At 66.1% G+C, this 19,223-nt stretch carries 18 protein-coding genes; 8 read left to right on the forward strand and 10 right to left on the reverse strand.

Going from position 1 to position 19,223, the window contains the following annotated elements:
- Complete coding sequence (locus CBY09_RS13710; protein ID WP_094290230.1) at positions 1–804, reverse strand: exodeoxyribonuclease III; 804 nt, start codon at positions 802–804, stop codon at positions 1–3.
- A 10-nt stretch (positions 805–814) separates the two neighbouring features.
- Here CBY09_RS13710 and pyrE point away from each other — a divergent pair, with 10 nt between their 5' ends.
- Together pyrE and CBY09_RS13720 are read left to right on the forward strand one after the other, a co-directional pair.
- Positions 815–1,513: an orotate phosphoribosyltransferase gene (gene pyrE / locus CBY09_RS13715; protein ID WP_094290146.1), complete on the forward strand. Its 699-nt coding sequence runs from the start codon at positions 815–817 to the stop codon at positions 1,511–1,513.
- Between the two features lie 33 nt (positions 1,514–1,546).
- On the forward strand, positions 1,547–2,206 hold the full coding sequence (locus CBY09_RS13720; protein ID WP_094290147.1) for a DUF4124 domain-containing protein: 660 nt from the start codon (positions 1,547–1,549) through the stop codon (positions 2,204–2,206).
- 88 nt (positions 2,207–2,294) lie between these two features.
- Here CBY09_RS13720 and gatB read toward each other — a convergent pair whose 3' ends face one another.
- From gatB to gatC, 3 genes are read right to left on the reverse strand one after another with little or no spacing between them, the layout of a single operon-like run.
- Positions 2,295–3,743: an Asp-tRNA(Asn)/Glu-tRNA(Gln) amidotransferase subunit GatB gene (gatB, locus tag CBY09_RS13725; RefSeq protein WP_094290148.1), complete on the reverse strand. Its 1,449-nt coding sequence runs from the start codon at positions 3,741–3,743 to the stop codon at positions 2,295–2,297.
- 1 nt (position 3,744) lies between these two features.
- The gene (gene gatA / locus CBY09_RS13730; protein WP_094290149.1) at positions 3,745–5,238 is read right to left on the reverse strand and encodes an Asp-tRNA(Asn)/Glu-tRNA(Gln) amidotransferase subunit GatA; all 1,494 of its coding nucleotides are present in this window, start codon (positions 5,236–5,238) and stop codon (positions 3,745–3,747) included.
- Positions 5,239–5,259: 21 nt separating this feature from the next.
- Positions 5,260–5,559: an Asp-tRNA(Asn)/Glu-tRNA(Gln) amidotransferase subunit GatC gene (gene gatC, locus CBY09_RS13735; RefSeq protein WP_094290150.1), complete on the reverse strand. Its 300-nt coding sequence runs from the start codon at positions 5,557–5,559 to the stop codon at positions 5,260–5,262.
- Between the two features lie 207 nt (positions 5,560–5,766).
- On the opposite strand from gatC, the gene CBY09_RS13740 reads away from it, so the two are divergent.
- From CBY09_RS13740 to CBY09_RS24095, 5 genes are all read left to right on the forward strand, one after another.
- Complete coding sequence (locus CBY09_RS13740) at positions 5,767–6,810, forward strand: rod shape-determining protein (RefSeq protein WP_008907364.1); 1,044 nt, start codon at positions 5,767–5,769, stop codon at positions 6,808–6,810.
- A 60-nt stretch (positions 6,811–6,870) separates the two neighbouring features.
- Positions 6,871–7,794: a rod shape-determining protein MreC gene (mreC, locus tag CBY09_RS13745; RefSeq protein WP_094290151.1), complete on the forward strand. Its 924-nt coding sequence runs from the start codon at positions 6,871–6,873 to the stop codon at positions 7,792–7,794.
- Between the two features lie 43 nt (positions 7,795–7,837).
- Entirely contained in the window at positions 7,838–8,356 is a 519-nt protein-coding gene (mreD, locus tag CBY09_RS13750; RefSeq protein WP_094290152.1) for a rod shape-determining protein MreD, read from the forward strand.
- A 178-nt stretch (positions 8,357–8,534) separates the two neighbouring features.
- Positions 8,535–10,475, forward strand: a complete 1,941-nt coding sequence (gene mrdA, locus CBY09_RS13760) for a penicillin-binding protein 2 (protein ID WP_094290154.1) — start codon at positions 8,535–8,537, stop codon at positions 10,473–10,475.
- Between the two features lie 172 nt (positions 10,476–10,647).
- Positions 10,648–11,718 carry a hypothetical protein gene (locus CBY09_RS24095; RefSeq protein WP_133066291.1) on the forward strand — a complete coding sequence of 357 codons (1,071 nt, stop codon included), beginning with the start codon at positions 10,648–10,650 and terminating at the stop codon, positions 11,716–11,718.
- A gap of 123 nt (positions 11,719–11,841) precedes the next feature.
- On the opposite strand, the gene CBY09_RS13770 is transcribed toward CBY09_RS24095, so the two are convergent.
- The 6 genes from CBY09_RS13770 to CBY09_RS13795 all read right to left on the reverse strand — a co-directional run bounded on the left by CBY09_RS13770 (position 11,842) and on the right by CBY09_RS13795 (position 17,477).
- On the reverse strand, positions 11,842–12,729 hold the full coding sequence (locus CBY09_RS13770; protein WP_094290156.1) for a DMT family transporter: 888 nt from the start codon (positions 12,727–12,729) through the stop codon (positions 11,842–11,844).
- Positions 12,730–12,807: 78 nt separating this feature from the next.
- Positions 12,808–14,097: a DcaP family trimeric outer membrane transporter gene (locus CBY09_RS13775; RefSeq protein WP_094290157.1), complete on the reverse strand. Its 1,290-nt coding sequence runs from the start codon at positions 14,095–14,097 to the stop codon at positions 12,808–12,810.
- A gap of 56 nt (positions 14,098–14,153) precedes the next feature.
- Complete coding sequence (locus tag CBY09_RS13780; protein WP_094290158.1) at positions 14,154–14,900, reverse strand: amino acid ABC transporter ATP-binding protein; 747 nt, start codon at positions 14,898–14,900, stop codon at positions 14,154–14,156.
- The gene (locus CBY09_RS13785; RefSeq protein ID WP_063460968.1) at positions 14,900–15,682 is read right to left on the reverse strand and encodes an amino acid ABC transporter permease; all 783 of its coding nucleotides are present in this window, start codon (positions 15,680–15,682) and stop codon (positions 14,900–14,902) included. Before CBY09_RS13785 ends, CBY09_RS13780 begins: the two co-directional genes overlap by 1 nt.
- Positions 15,683–15,706: 24 nt before the next feature.
- A complete protein-coding gene (locus CBY09_RS13790) occupies positions 15,707–16,468 on the reverse strand; it encodes an ABC transporter substrate-binding protein (RefSeq protein WP_094290159.1) in 762 nt (253 codons plus the stop codon).
- A 250-nt stretch (positions 16,469–16,718) separates the two neighbouring features.
- Positions 16,719–17,477 (reverse strand): sulfite exporter TauE/SafE family protein, encoded by a 759-nt coding sequence (locus tag CBY09_RS13795; RefSeq protein WP_094290160.1) that lies wholly within the window; start codon positions 17,475–17,477, stop codon positions 16,719–16,721.
- Between the two features lie 363 nt (positions 17,478–17,840).
- Here CBY09_RS13795 and CBY09_RS13800 point away from each other — a divergent pair, with 363 nt between their 5' ends.
- Complete coding sequence (locus CBY09_RS13800; RefSeq protein ID WP_094290161.1) at positions 17,841–19,214, forward strand: ammonium transporter; 1,374 nt, start codon at positions 17,841–17,843, stop codon at positions 19,212–19,214.
- Positions 19,215–19,223 lie beyond the last annotated feature (9 nt).

Raw genomic sequence — 19,223 nt, forward strand, 5'->3', positions numbered from 1 at the left:
TCATAGACGGAATTCGTAGTCCACCGTGATCGGTGCGTGGTCGGAGAATTTCTCGCCCTTGTAGATGGATTCGGTGCGTGCCAGCGCCGCCAGCGTGGGGGTGGCCAGGTGGTAGTCCAGACGCCATCCCACGTTGTTGGCATAGGCCTGGCCGCGGTTGCTCCACCAGGTGTAGGCGGTGTCGGTCGCGGTCGGTTGTAGCTGACGGTACACGTCGATGATGCCGCCGCCTTCATCAGTTGTGTGCAACAACTTTGTCATCCACGCACGTTCTTCGGGCAAAAAACCACTGTTTTTCTGGTTGCTGCGCCAGTTTTTGAGGTCTATTTGCTGGTGCGCAATGTTGATGTCACCACACAGGATGAACTCGCGTTCGGCCTTCAGGCGCATGAGATGCGGGTGGAACTCGGCCAGAAAGCGGAACTTGGCCTGCTGGCGTTCTTCGCCCGAGGAGCCACTGGGGAAATAGGCGCTGATGATGGACAGCTTGCGGGCGGGCGTGTCAAAGCGCAGCTCCACATAGCGGCCTTCTGCATCAAACTCTTCAGATCCATAGCCAACCACTATGTCGGAAGGCTCGTGCCGGGTGTACACCCCTACACCGGAATACCCCTTTTTCTGGGCGAAGTGGAAGTGGCCCTGCAGGTCGGCCAGCCGTTCAAAGCGGTTGGCCATGTCGGGCGCCTGTGCCTTGACTTCCTGCACACAAATACAATCCGGCCGCGTGGCTGCCATCCAGCTTTCCACGCCTTTGCTGGTGGCCGAGCGGATGCCATTGAGATTGAGGCTGGTTAATTTGAACAAGGATTTCCCCATGGTGGATGTTGGCGCGCAAACCTCGGAGCAGGGCCAGCTGGCGCAGGATTTTGTCCGTTTTGCCGTTGAATCGGGCGTGCTGCGGTTTGGTGAATTCAAGACCAAGGCCGGGCGCCTGAGCCCCTATTTCTTCAATGCCGGTCTGTTTGACGACGGCCGCAAGATCGGCCGCCTCGCGGAATTCTATGCAAAAGCCCTGCTGGCCAGCGGCATCGAATTCGACATGGTGTTCGGCCCTGCATACAAGGGCATTCCCCTGGCTGCGACGGTGGCGGTGGAGCTGGCCCGCCTGGGCCGCAACGTGCCGTTTGCCTACAACCGCAAGGAGGCCAAGGACCATGGCGAAGGTGGCACCCTGGTGGGCGCGCCCCTGAAGGGCCGGGTGCTGATCGTGGACGATGTGATGTCGGCCGGCACTGCCGCCCGCGAGTCCATCGCCATCATCAAGGCGGCAGGCGCCACGCCCCATGCGGTGGCCATTGCGCTGGACCGCCAGGAAAAAGCCACAGAAAATGGCCAGGACGTAGACCACAGCGCCGTGCAGTACGTGCGCCACCAGCTAGGCATGCAGGTGTGCGCCATTGCGCGTCTGGCAGACTTATTGCTCTATCTGGAGCATAACGGGGAGGACGCAATGCGTTCCCACCATGACAAAGTGCTGGCCTACCGCCAGCGGTATGGCGTCAACGAGGGGTAGACAACTTTGAGCGGCAGCAAATCGGCGTGGATCATGGGCGGGGTTCTGCTGGCCACCCTGGCCGCCGATTTGGCGCGGGCGCAGGCAGGAGGTATCTACACCTGTGTGGACCGCAATGGCCGACGCCTGACTGCCGACCGCCCCATCCCCGAATGCCTGGACCGTGAGCAGCGCGAGCTGAGCCCCTCGGGCACTGTGCGCCGACAGATCGGCCCCTCCCTCACCGAACAGGAGCGCAGCGCCCAGGAGGCCCAGCAGCGCAAAGAGGCCGAGGCCCGCGCCCGCGAAGTGGAGGAGCGCCGCCGCGAGCGCGTGCTCACCACCCGCTACCCCGACAAGGCGGCCCACGATGTGGAGCGCGCGGCGGCCATCCAGATGGTCGATGACGTGACCGCCACCGCAGAAAAACGCATTGCCGAACTCAAGCAGCAGCACAAGGCGTTTGAGGTGGAAATGGAGTTCTACAAACGCGACCCGAACAAGGCGCCCATGGCGCTGCGCCGCAAGATCGCCGAGAACGAGGACAGCATCGCCGAGCAGCAGCGCTTCATCGCCGGGCAGGACCAGGAAAAGCGGCGCGTGCACCAGCGCTTTGATGCCGAGCTGGCCCAGTTGCGCAAGCTGTGGGAGTCGCAGCGCCTGCCTGCTGCGGCCGCCGGTGCTGCGGCAGAAACGCCCGCCGCCAGCCGGTAAATTCGGGCCATTGCAAAGCACGAAAAAAACAAAGGGGCCGCGAGGCCCCTTGTGTTTTGGTCGTTGCTGGGTTCAGTCCATCAAGCCATCAACCTGCGAGCTTGGCGCGCAGCAGCTCGTTCACCTGCGTCGGGTTCGCCTTGCCCTTGCTGGCCTTCATGATCTGGCCCACCAGCGCATTGAAGGCTTTGTCCTTGCCCGCACGGAACTGCGCCACGTTGTCGGCGTTGGCGGCGATCACCTCATCGATGATCTTTTCGAGCGCGCCGGAATCGTTCATCTGCTTGAGGCCCTTGGCCTCGATGACGGCGTCCACGTCCTGCCCCTCACCAGTCCACAGCGCGTCGAACACCTGCTTGGCTGCGTTGTTGGAGATGGTGCCGTCGGCAATGCGCGCGATCAGCGCGGCCAGCTGAGCCGACGACACGGGCGCCTGCTCGATGCCGATCTCGGCCATGTTCAGGCGGCGCGAGACTTCGCCCATGATCCAGTTGCTGGCCAGCTTGGCCTGGCCGCAGGCCTTGGCCACGGCTTCGAAGTAGGCGGCCATCGCCTTGCTTTGCGTGAGCGTTGTCGCGTCGTACTCGGGCAAGCCGTAGTCCGCCACAAAACGTGCGGCCATGGTGCGAGGCAATTCGGCCATCTGCGCTCGCTGCTCCTCGATCCATTGCTCCGAAATGTGTAGCGGAGGCAGGTCCGGATCGGGGAAGTAACGGTAGTCCGCTGCATCTTCCTTGGTGCGCATCGCACGCGTTTCGCCCGTGTCGGGGTCGAACAGCACGGTGGCCTGCTGGATCGCATGGCCGTCTTCGATCTGCTCGATCTGCCAGCGGATCTCGTAGTCGATGGCCTGCTGCATGAACTTGAACGAGTTCAGGTTCTTGATCTCGCGGCGCGTGCCCAGCGGCTGGCCCGGCTTGCGCACCGACACGTTGGCGTCGCAGCGGAAACTGCCTTCCTGCATGTTGCCGTCGCAGATGCCGATCCAGGTGACGATCTTGTGCAGCTCCTTGGCATAGGCCACGGCTTCTTCGCTGCTGCGAATGTCGGGCTCGGTCACGATCTCCAGCAGGGGGGTGCCGGCACGGTTCAGGTCGATGCCCGACTGGCCGATGAAGTCTTCATGCAGCGACTTGCCCGCGTCTTCTTCGAGGTGGGCGCGCACCAGGCGCACGGTCTTCTTTTCATCGCCCAGAAAGAACGACACCTCACCGCCTTGCACCACCGGGATCTCGAACTGGCTGATCTGGTAGCCCTTGGGCAGATCCGGGTAGAAGTAATTCTTGCGCGCAAAAATACTCACGGGCGCAATGTGGGAGCCAAGGGCCAGTCCTAATTTGATAGCACAGGCCACGGCTTCGCGGTTCATCACGGGCAGGGTGCCGGGCAGGGCCAGGTCCACCGCGCAGGCCTGGGTGTTGGGCTCTGCGCCAAACGCGGTGGCGGCGCGGCTGAAAATCTTGCTCTTTGTCGCGAGTTGGGTGTGGGTTTCGAAGCCGATGACGACTTCGTAGCCGTGGATCAGTTTGGCGGTCATGTCAGAAGCCCTCCGGACGGCGGAGGTGGAAGTCGGTTGCTTGCTGCAGGCGGTGCGCAGCGTTCAGAAGGCGGGCTTCCTGGAAGTAGTTGCCGATCAGCTGCAGGCCCACGGGCAAACCGCCCTCGCCAAAGCCAGCGGGCACGCTCATGCCGGGCAGGCCGGCCAGCGAGCCGGGCAGGGTGAAGATGTCGGCCAGGTAGTCGGCCAGCGGGTCGTTGCCGTGGTCGCCCAGCTTCCAGGCCACGGTGGGGGCCACGGGGCCGGCGATCACATCGCATGCCTTAAAGGCGTTCTGGAAGTCGTCGGCGATCATGCGGCGAATCTTCTGTGCCTGCAGGTAGTAGGCATCGTAGTAGCCGTGCGAGAGCACATAGGCGCCGATCATGATGCGGCGCTTGACCTCGTCGCCAAAACCTTCGGCGCGGGTCTTCTTGTACATGTCCACCAGATCGGTGTAGTCCTTGGCGCGGTGGCCGAACTTCACGCCGTCAAAGCGGGAGAGGTTGGACGACGCCTCGGCCGGAGCAATGATGTAGTAGACCGGAATGGACAGCTGCGTGCGCGGCAGGCTGATGGGCACGAGCTTGGCGCCGAGCTTTTCGTATTCCTTGAGGGCGCCATCCACGGCGGCGCGCACATCGGGCGCCAGGCCTTCGCCAAAGAACTCGGCGGGGATACCGATGCGCAGGCCGTCGATGCTGTCGTTGAGCTGGGCGCTGAAGTTCTCGGCGGGCACATCCAGGCTGGTGGAGTCGCGGTCTGGGTCGGGGCCGCACATGGCGGACAGCAGCAGCGCGCAGTCTTCGGCCGAGCGGGCCATGGGCCCCGCCTGGTCGAGGCTGGAGGCGAAAGCAATCATGCCGTAGCGGCTGGCGCGGCCATAGGTGGGCTTGATGCCGGTGATGCCGCAGAACGATGCGGGCTGGCGGATGGAGCCGCCGGTGTCGGTGCCGGTGACGGCCGGGGCCAGGCGCGCAGCCACGGCCACGGCGCTGCCGCCGGACGAGCCGCCCGGGATGCGGTCGGTGTCCCAGGGGTTGCGCACGGGGGCTGGGGCATCGGCGCCTACGGGGGCGACGGCGGAGTTTTCGTTGGCCGAGCCCATGGCGAACTCGTCGCAGTTGAGCTTGCCCAGGGTCACGGCGCCCGCGTCGGCCAGTTTGGTGACCACGGTGGCGTCAAAGGGCGACTGGTAGCCCGCGAGCATCTTGGAGCCCGCAGTGCTGGGGAAGCCCTTGGTGACAAAGATGTCCTTGTGCGCAATCGGCACGCCGGCCAGGGGGCCTGCCGTGCCTGCTGCAAGGGCGGCGTCCTGGGCGCGGGCCTGGGCCAGGGTGATGTCGGGGTTCACGGCCACGTAGGCGCCCAGGTTCTGGTGGGCCTGTGCGCGGGCGAGGAAATGCTGAGCGGCCTCGACGGCCGAGACGCGGCGCTCGCGCAGCTCGGTGGCCAGCTGGGCCACGCCCAGGTCATGCAGTGCGGTGGAAGTCATGCGGCGAAAGTCAGTTCTTACTTACTCGATCACTTTGGGCACGAGGAACAGACCTCGTTCGACGGCGGGGGCGCTTTGCTGGTTGGCTTCGCGCTGGTTGGGCTCGCTGGCCACGTCCTCGCGCAGGCGCAGCTGCACGTCCTGGATGGCGGCCACGGGGTGGGCCAGGGGCGTGACGCCCGAGGTATCCACAGCCCGCATCTGTTCCACGATGTCAAAGAAGCCGTTGAGCTGCGTGAGCATGCGCTCACTTTCGGAGGGTGTCAGCTCAAGCCGCGCCAAGTTGGCAATGCGGCCGATGTCCTGGGGGGTCAGTGCCATAGGGAGGAGAATCTAGAGAAACCAGAAGTAAAGCTGTGATCCGGGGCTCGCCGGAGGGAGTTATTCACAGGGGATGGGGTATTATCCCGGCTTTGCCGCAAAGCTCCCGGAATGGGAGTCAATTGCGTGAAAAAAGCCAATAAACACCCCCTGAAATACCTGGCGATGGCAGGCCGACGTGCATGCCGTGCCCGAGAGGACTTTTGAATGTTCGGAGCTTTCCGTCGGTACTTCTCCACCGACCTTGCCATTGACCTTGGCACAGCCAACACCCTCATCTTCGCCCGCGACAAAGGCATCGTCCTCGACGAACCTTCCGTGGTCGCCATCCGCCACGAGGGCGGTCCCCACGGCAAAAAAGTCATCCAGGCCGTAGGCCACGAGGCCAAGGCCATGCTGGGCAAGGTGCCTGGCAACATCGAAGCCATCCGCCCGATGAAGGACGGCGTGATCGCCGACTTCGTGATCACCGAGCAGATGATCAAGCAGTTCATCAAGATGGTGCATCCGCGTACGCTGTTCACTCCCAGCCCGCGCATCATCATCTGCGTGCCCTGCGGCTCCACCCAGGTCGAGCGCCGCGCCATCAAGGACGCGGCCGAGGCTGCAGGCGCCACCGCCGTCTACCTGATTGAGGAACCCATGGCCGCCGGCATTGGCGCGGGACTGCCCGTGTCGGAAGCCTCGGGCTCCATGGTGGTGGACATCGGCGGCGGCACCACCGAAGTGGGCGTGATCTCGCTCGGCGGCATGGTCTACAAGGGCAGCGTGCGCGTGGGCGGCGACAAGTTCGACGAAGCCATCATCAGCTACATCCGCCGCAACTACGGCATGCTGATTGGTGAGCCCACCGCCGAAGCCATCAAGAAGAACATCGGTTCGGCCTTCCCCGGCTCCGAAGTGCGCGAGATGGAAGTCAAGGGCCGCAACCTGTCCGAAGGCGTTCCGCGCAGCTTCACCATTTCTTCCAACGAAGTGCTGGAAGCCCTGACCGACCCGCTCAACCAGATCGTCTCGGCCGTGAAGAACGCGCTGGAACAAACCCCTCCGGAACTCGGCGCCGACATTGCCGACCGCGGCATGATGCTCACCGGCGGCGGCGCGCTGCTGCGCGACCTGGACCGCCTGCTGGCCGAGGAAACCGGCCTGCCCGTGCTGGTGGCCGAAGACCCGCTGACCTGTGTGGTGCGCGGCTGCGGCATTGCGCTGGAGCGCATGGACCGCCTGGGCAGCATCTTTACCAGCGAGTAATCCGGGGATGCCTGTCATGCCACAGGCACGCGACCACTTCATTGACCGCATGCGCCGCACATGCCACTGGGTACTTTAGAGCGCAGCGCTCCCCCTTTCTTCAAACAGGGCCCTTCGGCCCTGTCGCGTTTGGCCGTGTTCAGTGCGCTGGCGCTGTTCCTCATGGTGGCCGACGCGCGCTTCCACATCACAGACCCGCTGCGCAAGGTGGTGGCCACCGTGCTCTACCCGGTGCAGTGGCTCATGCTCAAGCCGGTGGAATTCGCTAGCCAGGGCGCTGGCTACTTCCAGTCGCTGCAGACCGCGCAGCAGGACCTGGACACCGCCCGCAAGAAGATGACCGAGATGGGCCAGCGCGCCAACCAGGCCGATCAGCTGGCCCTGGAAAACGGCCGCCTGCGCAAGCTGCTGGAACTGCGCGACCGGCTGCAGACCCCGGCCCAGGCGGCCGAGGTGATCTATGACACCGCCGACCCCTACACCCGCCGCGTGGTGCTGGACAGGGGCCAGCTGGGCGGCGTGGAGTTGGGCGCACCGGTCATGGACGAGGCCGGGGTGCTGGGTCAGGTCACGCGCGTGTTCCCCCTGGTCAGCGAGGTCACCCTGCTGGTGGACCGCGACCAGGCGATCCCTGTTTTGAACATCCGTACTGGCGTGCGGGGTGTGGCTTACGGCGACCCCGTGGCGGGGCATGGCGGTGGCATGGAGCTGCGCTTCATGCCCGCCAATGCCGACATCCGCGAAGACGACCTGCTGACCACCAGCGGTGTGGACGGCCTCTACCCCCCGGGCCTGCCCGTGGCGCGGGTGGTGCGGGTGGAGCGCCGGGCCGACTCGGCGTTTGCCCGCATCTACTGCGCGCCCCTGGCCCAGGTGCAGGGCGCGCGCCACGTGGTGGTGCTCAAGCCGCTGGCCGAGCACGAACTGCAGCGCCCCGAACCAGCGCACCCGGTGCCGTCGAACAAGCGCGGAGGCCGCAAGTGAGCCGCTGCGTCATCCCCCGCATCCACACGAAAGGGCCCACGCCATGATCATGCCGCGTGGTGAACCCCTGCTGATGCCGGTGAACCCGGTGTTCATGTGGTTCAGCCTGGTGGCGGGCCTGGCCATCAACATGCTGCCGCTGGGCCGCATCGTCTGGACGCCCGACCTGCTCATGGTGCTGCTCGTGTTCTGGGGCGTGCACCAGCCGCTGCGCATTGGCATGGGCGCGGCCTTTGTGCTGGGCCTGTGCATGGACGTGAGCCAGTCGGCGCTGCTGGGCCAGCATGCGCTGTCGTACACCGTGCTGTCGTTTGGTGCCATTGCCATCCACCGCCGCCTGCTGTGGTTCAGCGTGCCGTCGCAGGCGCTGCAGGTGTTCCCGCTGTTTGCGCTGGCCCATGCCATCGAGCTGTTGCTGCGCATGGCGGCGGGCGGGATCTTTCCGGGCCTGTGGAGCCTGCTGGCGCCGCTGATCGAGGCGCTGCTCTGGCCCCTGGCTAGCTGGGTGCTGCTGGCGCCCCAGCGCCGCCCGCCCGACAGCGACCAGAACCGCCCGTTGTGAACATGAGGCAACCCCCTGAGCGGCTGCGCCGCTTCCCCCTTCTCTCGCAGTGCTGCGCACTGCGGGAAGGGGGACGACGCCCTCGCGGCGGGGCGGCCCTGGCTCGGCGTCCTCTGGCCTGGGCCGTGCCAGTCGCACAGGCCGCGAGCGTCTGCTCCGTTCCTGTGGGGGCGCAGCCATGACCGAACTGCGCAGCAGCGAAGCCGACGCATCGCGTTTTCGCCTGCGGGCCGTGGTGGTGGGCCTGGTGGTGTTTGCCGCGTTCTGCCTGGTGGTGGCGAGGCTGATTTTTCTGCAGGTCGTGCGCCACGACGACCTCGCGGCCCAGGCCGAGAGCAACCGCACGGCGGTCGCGCCCATCGTGCCCAACCGGGGCCTGATCCTGGACCGCAACGGGGTGGTGCTGGCCACCAACTACTCGGCCTACACGCTGGAGATCACGCCCTCGCGCGCCGGGGTGCTCGACGAAACCATTGACGCGCTGTCCAAGGTGGTGGACATCCAGACGCGGGACCGTCGGCGCTTCAAGCGGCTCATGGACGAGTCGCGCAACTTTGAATCCCTGCCCATCCGCACCCGCCTGACCGACCAGGAGGTGGCGCGCTTCACCGCCCAGCGCTACCGCTTTCCGGGGGTGGACATCAAGGCGCGGCTGTTCCGCAACTACCCGCTGGGCGATGTGGGCAGCCATGCCATTGGCTACATCGGCCGTATCAACCAGACCGAGAAGGCGCGCATCCAGGACTCGGAGGACGAGGCCAACTACCGGGGCACGGAATACATCGGCAAGCTGGGTGTGGAGCAGAGCTTCGAGGCGGCGCTGCACGGCGTGACCGGCTTCGAGCAGATGGAAACCTCGGCGGGCGGGCGGGCCGTGCGCAAGCTGTCCAGCCACGCGGCCACGCCGGGCGACAGCGTGATGCTGTCCATCGACGTCAAGCTGCAAAAACTCATCGAAGAGCTGTATGGCAGCCGCCGGGGCGCGCTGGTGGCCATCGACCCGCGCAACGGCGAAATCCTGGCGCTGGTGAGCAAGCCCACCTTCGACCCCAACCTGTTCGTCGAGGGCATTGATGCCGAAAACTGGGCGGCGCTCAACGAGTCCATCGACAAGCCGCTGCTCAACCGCGCCCTGCGCGGCACCTACCCACCCGGCTCCACCTACAAGCCCTTCATGGCGCTGGCCGCGCTGCAGCTGAACAAGCGCTCGCCCAGCCTGGTGGTCAACGACCCGGGGTTCTACACCTTTGGCGGCCACACCTTCCGCAGCCACGAGGGCGGGCTGGGCGGGGTGGACATGCACCGCGCCATCCAGCAGTCGAGCAACACCTATTTCTATTCGCTGGCGGTGGAGATGGGCGTGGACGCCATCCACGACTTCATGAAGCCGCTGGGTTTTGGCCAGTCCACGGGCATTGACCTGAACGGCGAAGTGCGCGGCACCCTGCCCAGCACCGAATGGAAGCGCAACGCCTACAAGCGCCCCGAGATGAAGCGCTGGTTCCCGGGCGAAACCGTGTCGCTGGGCATTGGCCAGGGCTACAACAACTTCACCATGCTGCAGCTGGCGCTGGCCCAGGCCACGATGGCCAACGGGGGCACCCGCTACCGCCCGCACCTGGCCAAGGCGGTGAAGAACTCCGTCACGGGGGCGATCACCGAGATCGCCCAGCCGCCCGGCGAGAACCTGGGCTATTTGCCCAAAAACGTGGAAATCGTGCGCAACGCCATGGTGGCCGTGAACAAGGGCGGCACCGGCACCCGCGTGTTCGCCGGTGCGCCCTACACCGCCGGTGGCAAGACCGGCACGGCGCAGGCGGTGAGCCTGGGCCAGAACGTGAAGTACAACGCCAAGGCGCTGGAAGAGCACCAGCGCGACCACTCGCTGTTTGCCGCGTTTGCCCCGGCCGAGAACCCGACCATCGCCGTCGCTGCGATCGTGGAGAACGCCGGTTTTGGCGCCGCCCACGCAGCGCCCATTGTGCGGCGGGTGTTCGACTACTGGCTGCAAGGCGAATACCCCAGCGAGGAAGACATCGCCGCCGTGCAGAAGGGCCAGGCCGCAGCCCCCATTGGCAAGCCCCGCCGGGCTGCCGAGGTGACCCTGCCCTTGCCTTGATGGCCGGGGGCGTGTGCTGGTCTGCCCCCGCAGCCCACCCCGCGAACATCTTCTAACAGGCCGCGCCCAGCTTCTGCGGCAGAATCCGCCCGCCCCCGCTGGATCACCGGAAACCAGATTCCGGCCCTGCCCCGGGGCCGCGCCCGATCGCCACGCACCGGAGACAAGCACCATGCAACGCCAACGCCGCCGGGCCCTGGGAGCCCTTCCTGTTCTGTTGCTCACGGCGTGTGGAGGCGGCGGTGGTGGCGATGCCCCGGCCAGCACCGCTCCGGCGCCATCCCCATCACCGTCGCCCCTGCCCCCACCACCGCCCGGCAGCGTGGCCTATGGCAACCTATCGCGCGCCAGCCTGGGGGCCGGTGCGGCGCTCAATGGCGCCATCCCCTTCCCGGCCGACAACCCCTGGAACACCGACATCAGCGGCGCCGATGTGGACCCGGCCTCCGACCGCCTCATCGCCAGCATCGGTGCTGACAAGGGCCTGTACCGCGACTTTGGCTCCGGCCTGTGGGAGGGCGCACCCATCGGCATTCCCTACCAGGTGGTCTCGGGCCAGCAGGCGCGGCTGGCCATCGAGTACCAGGCTTACGGCGACGAAAGCGACCCCGGCCCGTTTCCCATCCCGCTCGACGCGCCCGTGGAAGGTGCGCCAGGGCAGAACGGCGACCGCCATGTGCTGGTGATCGACCGCGACAACCAGCGGCTGTATGAACTGGGGCGCGCCTTTGCGCGCGGCGACCGCTGGGCGGCCGATGTGGGTGCGGCCTTCCATCTCGACAACAACCATGTGCGCCCCACGGCCAAACCCGGCTGGACCAGTGCTGACGCCGCCGGGCTGCCCATCTTCCCGGGGCTGGTGCGGTATGACGAGGCATCCCAGGGCGCGGGTGGCATCCGCCATGCGCTGCGCTTCACCGCAGCGCGCACACGCCGCGCGTTTGTGCACCCGGCCACACACTATGCGTCGTCCAATACCGACGCCAACCTGCCGCCCATGGGCATGCGTGTGCGCCTGAAGACCGCCTACGCCATCCCCGCCAGCTTCAGCCCCGAGGCCCAGGCCATCCTGGCGGCGCTCAAGACCTACGGCATGTTCCTGGCCGACAACGGCTCGGACTGGTTCCTCAGCGGTGCCCCCGATGCGCGCTGGAACAACGACCGCCTGCGCGCCGAGCTGGCCTCGGTGAAGGGGCGTGACCTGGAGGTGGTGAAGATGGTGGGGCTGGTCACGCAGGTATAGCGCCGCGCCCCGCGCCGCATGGGGCATGTGTCCGTACTGTAAGCGGTGATATTGCTATCATTTGGATAGCTGCAAAGGCATAATGGTCGAGCGGAAAAGCCTGTTTTTCCTTGAAATTCCAGATCAAGCGGGCTGTGCCCGCGCCGACGGCGGGATCTGGCTGAACACCAGTGCCGCCACGATCAGCGCCGCGCCCGCCAGGCCCGCCCAGCCCAGTCGCTCGCCCAGCAGCGCCCAGGCCGTGAGTGCGGCAAACACCGGCTCCAGCCCGAACACGATGGCGCTGCGCATGGCGTCCACGCGCTGCTGGCCCCAGGCCTGCAGCGTGACCACCACCACACTGGCCAGCAGGCCCAGGTAGAGCAGGGCGACCCAGGCATCGGTGGGCAGGTGGGCGGTGGCCTGCAACCAGCCCATGCCCCCGTCGCGGCCCAGCAGCAGCAGGGTGGATGCCACCGCCATCACCAGGGCCTGCGCCGCCGCCATGCGCGTGGCGCGCAGGGGGCGCGCGACCGTGCGGCGCGCGCACTCCTCCAGCGCCAGGATGTAGAGCGCATAGAACACGGTGCTGGCCAGCGTCAGCGTATCGCCCAGGTTCCAGGGCTCGTTCTCGTGGAACATCAGGGTCATGCCCAGCAGGGCCATCCCGCAGGCCGCCCACAACCGCCAGCCGTAGCGGCGGCCCATGGCAGCCATGGCAATCAGCGGCACCACCAGCACATTGAGGCCCGTCACAAACGCATTGCGGTTGCTGCTGGTGCGCGCCAGCCCCTCGATCTGCAGCCAGAACGCCAGGAACAGCAGCGCGCCCAGGGCGCAGCCCCACAGGCGCTCATGGCGCCACATGCCCCACCACAGTGGCGCCAGCACCGCCAGCGCAATCACAAACCGCAGCCAGATGATCTGCAGCGCATCAAGCTGGGTGGACAGCAGCTTCATGGCCGGGAAGGTGGTGCCCCACACCACGGTCACGGCCAGCAGGGCCATCAGGCCAAAACGTTCGGGTTTCATCGACAGGTAAAGAGGCAATGCAGTAAACAAAAAAGGCTGGCCGGTTGCCCGGCCAGCCTGCTTCAACGCGGCGAAGGCTTAGTTGAAGAGATAACGGGCCTGCAGGTTCAGGCGCAGCATGTCGCCCTGCTGGCCGTCGAACGTCGTGCGGCGGCCACCGATCAACTCGCCGCCCAGTTCCACGTTCTTGATCGGCAGGTAGTACATGCCGGCATGCCATTGGTAGAGTTTGTGGTTGCCTTCGGCGCCATAGGCGTTCACGTAGGCGTCGCCCAGGTGGTTGCGCGAGCGCACCAGGCCCAGCGATACGGTGCCGCGCAGTTTTTCGCTGAACACGTTGGACAGGCCCAGCACCAGGCCGTGCGACTTGTCCAGGCGCACCGTGCCGCCGTCCAGCACCGGGTAGTTGGTGCCCACCAGGTAGGCGCCGTCGCCATCACCGTCCAGGCGCGTGTACTGCGCCATCAGCGTGGTGGTGCCGGTGATCTTGTAGCCCGCGCCCAGGCCAAAGCCGGTGCCGCGCTTGGACACGCCCGAGACGCGTTGCTCGTGCGACAGCAGGCGGGCGTTCACGTTGCCCCAGTCATAGGCCTTGTCCACGCGGGCCACCAGGTTGGGGCTGCGCGCGCCGTCCGTGGGCTCTTCCACGGCGAACTGGAACTTGGCGAGGCTGGGGTTGTTGTAGGTGTAGCGGATCTGCGTGGGGCGGCGGAACGTGGCGCCGGGCGGGCCGTTGAAGTCCACGGTCTCAGGCAGGTTGTCCGTGTCCATGAAGGTGGACCAGGTCTGGCCGATCAGCCAGCCCGCGTATTCGCCGTAGGCATGGCGCAGGCGCAGGCGGTTGCGGTTGCACTCGGCGCCGCAGTAGGCATAAAAGTCGGCTTCGATCTTGGTGTTGAAGGTGCCCACGGCGGTGGGCGTGGAGGTCTCGAAACCAAAGCGCGAGGTCTGCGCGGTCAGGCTGGTCTTGCCGCTCTTGGAGCTGCCCAGGGGCTGCTCCATCAGGTTGGTGAAGGTGTCGCCCGGGGCGGTGCCCTTGAAGTCCTTGACCATGTTGGCTTCGGCAAAGCCATAGATGCGGATCGAGGTTTCGCTGCCCGGCAGGCGGAAGCTGCCAGGGATGTCGCCCAGCACCACGGCGTCCTTCTGCTTGAGTTCCACCGCTTCGATGCGGTCGTTCCAGCCCGATGCCGAGGCGGCGGGCGCTGCGGCCGGTGCCTGGGCCTTGAGCGCGTTCAGCTCGGCGCGCAGGGCCTTCAGCTCATTGCGCATGTCTTCGAAATCCTTGGCGGTCTGGGCAAAGGCTGCGGGTGGCAGGCTGCACAGGCCGGCGGCCATCAGGGCGAGGAACGTGTGGTTCAGTTTCATGGTCACTCCGGTAGGGGTTGTTGGCTTTTGTTATGCGGTGCGCATGGACCTGGATCTCAGGCCCCCATGCGGCCGATGAAGGCGCGGATGCGGTCGTTGGCGGGGTTGTTGAAGAACTCGGCAGGGGGGGCGTCGTGCGCGATGCGGCCCTGGTCGAAGAACATCACGCGGTCGGACACCTCGCGCGCAAAACCCATTTCGTGGGTCACCACAATCATGGTCATGCCGCCACGGGCCAGCTCGCGCATCACGTCCAGCACCTCCTGCACCATTTCGGGGTCCAGGGCCGAGGTGGGTTCGTCGAACAGCATCACCTTGGGTTGCATGGCCAGCGCGCGTGCAATGGCCACCCGCTGCTGCTGGCCGCCCGAGAGCTGCCAGGGGTACTTGTGGGCGTGGTCCTGCATGCCCACGCGGCGCAGCAGCGCCATGGCCTGCTCGTTGGCCTGCGCGCGCTGCGTGTGGCGGATGCGGCGCGGCGCCAGTGTCACGTTGTCCAGCACGCTCATGTGGCCGAACAGGTTGAACTGCTGGAACACCATGCCGACCTCGCTGCGCTGCTTTTGCAGCAGGTGATGGTCGTCGCCCACCGGCTCGCCGCCGATGGTGATGGTGCCGCTGTCGTGGGGCTCCAGCCGGTTGATCGCGCGCAGCAAGGTGCTCTTGCCCGAGCCCGAGGCGCCGATGATCACGGTCACCTCGCCGGTGTTGAAGGTGGTCGAGACGTCCTTGAGCACCTGGTGGGCGCCGAACGACTTGCAGACCCGGTCCACGACGATGAAAGGAGTGGCTTGGCCCGTCATCATTTGTTGCGGCCTTCCACGTCGAAGCGGTATTCCACTGCGTTCGAGATCTGCGTGACCAGGGTGGTCAGCAGCAGGTAGGTGATGGCCACGGTGGAGAGCGTGGCAATGGGCTGGAAGGTGGCCGACTGGATGCGGTTGCCCACGTTGGTCAGCTCCACCACGCCAATCGCATAGGCCAGCGACGAGTCCTTGAGCAGCGCCACAAAGTTGCTTACCAGTGGCGGCAGCGAGATCTTGAACGCCTGGGGGAACACCACGTCAAAAAAGACATGCATGCGGCCTAGGCCCAGGGCCTTGGCGGCCTCGGTCTGGCCGCGCGGCACGGCCAGCAGCCCGGCGCGGATGGCCTCGGCGTTGTAGGCGCCCACGTTCAGGCCCAGGGCCAGCACGGCGGCGGCAAAGTCGGGCAAATTCAGCCCCGGCACCAGCACCGGCAGCGCGAAGTACACAAACAGGATCTGCACCAGGAGGGGCGTGCCCCGGATGACCCAGATGTAGAAGCTGGCTGCCCAGCGCACCACCGCCCAGCGTGCGGTGCGCGCCAGGGCCGCGCCGGTGCCCAGCACCAGTCCGACGCTGCCGCTGATCAGCGTGAGCCACAGCGTGGTGCGCGCGCCGTCAGAAAAAGCCTGGGCGTTGGAGCCAATGGGCTCGGGCAGGAAGGAGAGCAGCTGGCCCAGCAGCGCCAGCGCCAGCACCATCAGGATGACGGCGGAGACGAGCGTGGCGTTGCTGCGCTGCTGGCGGGACCAGCGCTGCGGCCAAAAGGCAGTGAGCATGAAGAAATATCCCGGGCGTGCCGCTTACTGGCAGCGCACGTCTTCGTTGAAATACTTCTTGGACAGTGCGGCGTAGCTGCCATCGGCCATGACTTCGGCCAGGGCCTTGTTCCAGCCAGCGGCCAGCGAGCTGTTGCCCTTGGCCACGGCGGCAGCAATGCGCTCGATGAACAGCATGTCGCCGAGCTTGAAGCCCGCGCCGGGGTTCTTCTCGGCCACGGCCTTGGCCACGAAGCGGTCGGTCACCCAGGCGTCCACGCGGCGCGAGTTCAGGGCGCTGCGGGCATCCACGTCGGTGGGGAAGTTCTTCATTTCCTTGATGGACGAGACCTTCTGCACGTTCTCGAGGTAGCTGGTGCCGGTCTGCACGGCCACGATCTTGCCGGCCAGGTCCTTGGCGCCCTTGATGGCGGGGTCCATGGCGATGATCATGCCGCCCGAGCAGTAGTGGGGCTCGGTGAAGGTCACGGCCTTGGCGCGCTCTTCGGTGATGCCGTGCGAGGCGATCACGAGGTCCCAGCGGTCCTGGCGCAGGCCGGTCAGCAGGGCGTCGAAGCCCAGCGTCTTCCACTGGATGGTCAGGCCCATCTTCTTGGCCACGAGTTCGGCCACTTCCACTTCAAAGCCGGTCAGCGTGGTGCCGTTGAAGAAATTGAACGGGGCGAACTGCCCTTCGGTGGCGATGAGGATCTTGCCGTCCTTCTTCACCTCGTCCAGTGTCCGGGCCTGGGCGGCGAATGCGGCGCAAAGCGCGAGGGCGGTGGCGACAGCCTTGAACAATTTCATGGGATGGGTCCTGTACGGGGTATTTCAGGTACAAAAAATCCGGCATGCGGGTAAGCAGGCCGGAGGCTCGGGGAACAAGAACAGGGTCATCGCCAATGGCGAAGCCTGCCGTCATCAAATGGACACGATTATAAAGATGCGAATTTTTTCCTTGACACTGCGGACAACCCCCAGCGCGCGCTTGTGTGCCTATTCACAACAGGTTTAGACGGGGCTCCCAAACTTTCAGGAGCAGTTTTCGGGCCCGGTGTCAGCGCAAGAACGCGTCGTAGCCCGTCTTCAGGATCAGCGTGCTCACCACCAGGATGAAGATGCCGCGCACAAAGCCGGTGCCATGCTTGAGCGCCATGTGGGTGCCCAGCAGGCTGCCTGCGACGTTGGCCACGGCCAGCGTCACGGCAAAGTGCCACCACACGTGGCCCTTGGCCGCAAACAGCACGATGGCCGCGATGTTGGTGGCGCAGTTGAGCAGCTTGGCCGATGCCGAGGCGTTCAGGAAGTCGTAGCCCAGCAGCCGCACGAACAGGAACACAAAGAAGCTGCCAGTGCCCGGGCCGAAGAAGCCGTCATAAAACCCGATGAGCACGCCGATCAGCCCGGCCACCAGCACTTCGGTGCGGCCCGCAAAACGTGGGGTGTGGTGCCGGCCCAGTTCCTTTTTGGCCAGGGTGTAGACCAGCACGGCCAGCAGCACCAGGGGCAGCAGCTTGCGCAGGAAGTCGGCCGAGATCACCGTGACGGCCCAGGCGCCCGCAAACGACCCCGCAAAACCGGCGGCCGCAGCGGGCAACATGGCCTGCCAGCGGATCTGCACGCGGCGGCTGTATTGCCAGGTGGCCATGGCCGTGCCCCACACGGACGCCGCCTTGTTGGTGCCCAGCAGGGTGGCCGGTGGCGCCCCCGGAAACGCTGCAAACAATGCGGGCACCATCACCAGCCCCCCACCCCCCACGATCGCATCCACAAAGCCTGCGAGCAGCGAGGCCAGGGTCATCAAAATCCATTCCATGGCGCTATTTTCGCACCTGGAGTGCTATCAATTCAGGACTGAATTTGCGCGCTGGGCGCCTGGGTCACTTTTCGAACAGGCAAGAAAAAGGCGCTGGGATCGCCAGCGCCTGGAAAGTGATGCACCTCGTTGGGTGCTTTGAATTGGGTTGTTGGTAGAAAGAGTGTCTCCTCGGGCCCCTCGCTTGGCACACCGAAGCGCGCTTTCGAGTGCCGCAACTGTAACGGCTGCACCCCGGTGGTGCATTGGGGGTTTCCCGCCCCCCTTTGTTGGGCGCGTGGCCCGGTGCGGGCCCCGAAACGGGGGGCGCCGCCTGGCATGGCTCGTGCAATGCGCTGTAACAAATTGCGAAAGGGAGCCTTCATGCGGGGAGTCTTGCACCGGTTCGTGGCGGTTGTGGGGTTGTGTCTGGGGCTGTATGCCAGTGCGCTGGCGCAGAGCCCGCCCGAGGCAGTGGCCGGTGGGGTGGCCCCGGCAGCTGCGGCGGTGGCACTCACGCGGCCATCCCTGGCCGCGCAGGACACCGTGAATGCCGCCCACACCGGCTGGATGATGACCTCCACCGCGCTGGTGCTGCTCATGACTCTGCCGGGCATTGCGCTGTTCTATGCAGGCATGGTGCGCAAGAAGAACGTGCTCAACACCATGGCTAGCGTGGTGGCGATTGCGGCACTGGTGAGCCTGCTGTGGTTTGCGGCAGGGTACTCCCTCGCCTTCACGCCCGGCAATGCCTGGCTGGGGGGCTGGGAGCGCGCGGGCTTTGCGGGGCTGGACTTTGACCTGGTGGGCGGCAAGCTCGCCGTGAGCCATGTGGCGCCCCACATCCCCGAATCGGTGTACGCCATGTTCCAGCTCACGTTTGCCATCATCACCGCCGCGTTGCTGGTGGGTGCGCTGGTGGAACGCATGCGGTTTTCGGCCATGCTGGTTTTCATCGGCCTGTGGACCCTGGTGGTCTACGCCCCGGTGGCGCACTGGGTGTGGGAGCCCGGTGGCTGGCTGGCCCAGATGGGCGCGCTCGACTTTGCAGGCGGCTCGGTGGTGCACGTGAATGCGGGCGTGGCCGGGCTGGTGTGCGCCTGGTTCCTGGGCCGCCGCACGGGCTACGGCCGCGAGCCCTTTGAGCCCTACAGCCTGGGGCTCACCATGGCGGGCGCGGGCCTGTTGTGGGTGGGCTGGTTCGGCTTCAACGCGGGTTCGGCCGTGGCCGCCGACGGGCGTGCCGGGCTGGCCATGGCGGTGACGCACCTGGCCGCTGCGGCCGGGGCGCTGGCGTGGATGCTGGGCGAATGGGTGGTGCGTGGACGCCCGTCGCTGCTGGGGCTGTGCTCCGGTCTGGTGGCGGGGCTGGTGGCCATCACACCCGCTGCCGGTTTTGTCACGCTGCGCTCGGCCGTGGTGATTGGCCTGGTGGCCGGGCTGGCCTGCTACTGGGGCGCCACGGGGCTCAAGCGTCTGCTGCGGGTGGACGACTCACTGGACGTATTTGGCGTGCATGGCATTGGCGGCATCGTGGGCTCGCTGCTCACGGGCGTGCTGGCCAGTCGCACGGTGGGTGGTGTGCCGGGCAGCCTGCTCACCCAGGCCATTGGTGTGGGCGCCGTGATGGCCTACAGCCTGGTGGTGACGGCCGCGCTGCTGTGGCTTGTCAACTTTGCGATGGGCCTGCGGGTGGACGAACAAAGCGAGCAGACCGGGCTCGACATCGCCCAGCACCGCGAGCACCTTGGGGGGTGACCCACAGTT

Origin of the sequence: Acidovorax kalamii, from assembly GCF_002245625.1 — a bacterium.
GTDB classification, from domain to species: domain Bacteria; phylum Pseudomonadota; class Gammaproteobacteria; order Burkholderiales; family Burkholderiaceae_C; genus Acidovorax; species Acidovorax kalamii.

Excerpts from the sequence above, each read along its gene's own strand:
- pyrE (WP_094290146.1), top strand. The coding sequence starts at position 815 with ATGGTGGATGTTGGCGCGCAAACCTCGGAGCAGGGCCAGCTGGCGCAG.
- CBY09_RS13720 (WP_094290147.1), top strand. The coding sequence starts at position 1,547 with ATGGGCGGGGTTCTGCTGGCCACCCTGGCCGCCGATTTGGCGCGGGCG.
- gatB (WP_094290148.1), bottom strand. The coding sequence starts at position 3,743 with ATGACCGCCAAACTGATCCACGGCTACGAAGTCGTCATCGGCTTCGAA.
- gatA (WP_094290149.1), bottom strand. The coding sequence starts at position 5,238 with ATGACTTCCACCGCACTGCATGACCTGGGCGTGGCCCAGCTGGCCACC.
- gatC (WP_094290150.1), bottom strand. The coding sequence starts at position 5,559 with ATGGCACTGACCCCCCAGGACATCGGCCGCATTGCCAACTTGGCGCGG.
- CBY09_RS13740 (WP_008907364.1), top strand. The coding sequence starts at position 5,767 with ATGTTCGGAGCTTTCCGTCGGTACTTCTCCACCGACCTTGCCATTGAC.
- mreC (WP_094290151.1), top strand. The coding sequence starts at position 6,871 with ATGCCACTGGGTACTTTAGAGCGCAGCGCTCCCCCTTTCTTCAAACAG.
- mreD (WP_094290152.1), top strand. The coding sequence starts at position 7,838 with ATGATCATGCCGCGTGGTGAACCCCTGCTGATGCCGGTGAACCCGGTG.
- mrdA (WP_094290154.1), top strand. The coding sequence starts at position 8,535 with ATGACCGAACTGCGCAGCAGCGAAGCCGACGCATCGCGTTTTCGCCTG.
- CBY09_RS24095 (WP_133066291.1), top strand. The coding sequence starts at position 10,648 with ATGCAACGCCAACGCCGCCGGGCCCTGGGAGCCCTTCCTGTTCTGTTG.
- CBY09_RS13770 (WP_094290156.1), bottom strand. The coding sequence starts at position 12,729 with ATGAAACCCGAACGTTTTGGCCTGATGGCCCTGCTGGCCGTGACCGTG.
- CBY09_RS13775 (WP_094290157.1), bottom strand. The coding sequence starts at position 14,097 with ATGAAACTGAACCACACGTTCCTCGCCCTGATGGCCGCCGGCCTGTGC.
- CBY09_RS13780 (WP_094290158.1), bottom strand. The coding sequence starts at position 14,900 with ATGACGGGCCAAGCCACTCCTTTCATCGTCGTGGACCGGGTCTGCAAG.
- CBY09_RS13785 (WP_063460968.1), bottom strand. The coding sequence starts at position 15,682 with ATGCTCACTGCCTTTTGGCCGCAGCGCTGGTCCCGCCAGCAGCGCAGC.
- CBY09_RS13790 (WP_094290159.1), bottom strand. The coding sequence starts at position 16,468 with ATGAAATTGTTCAAGGCTGTCGCCACCGCCCTCGCGCTTTGCGCCGCA.
- CBY09_RS13795 (WP_094290160.1), bottom strand. The coding sequence starts at position 17,477 with ATGGAATGGATTTTGATGACCCTGGCCTCGCTGCTCGCAGGCTTTGTG.
- CBY09_RS13800 (WP_094290161.1), top strand. The coding sequence starts at position 17,841 with ATGCGGGGAGTCTTGCACCGGTTCGTGGCGGTTGTGGGGTTGTGTCTG.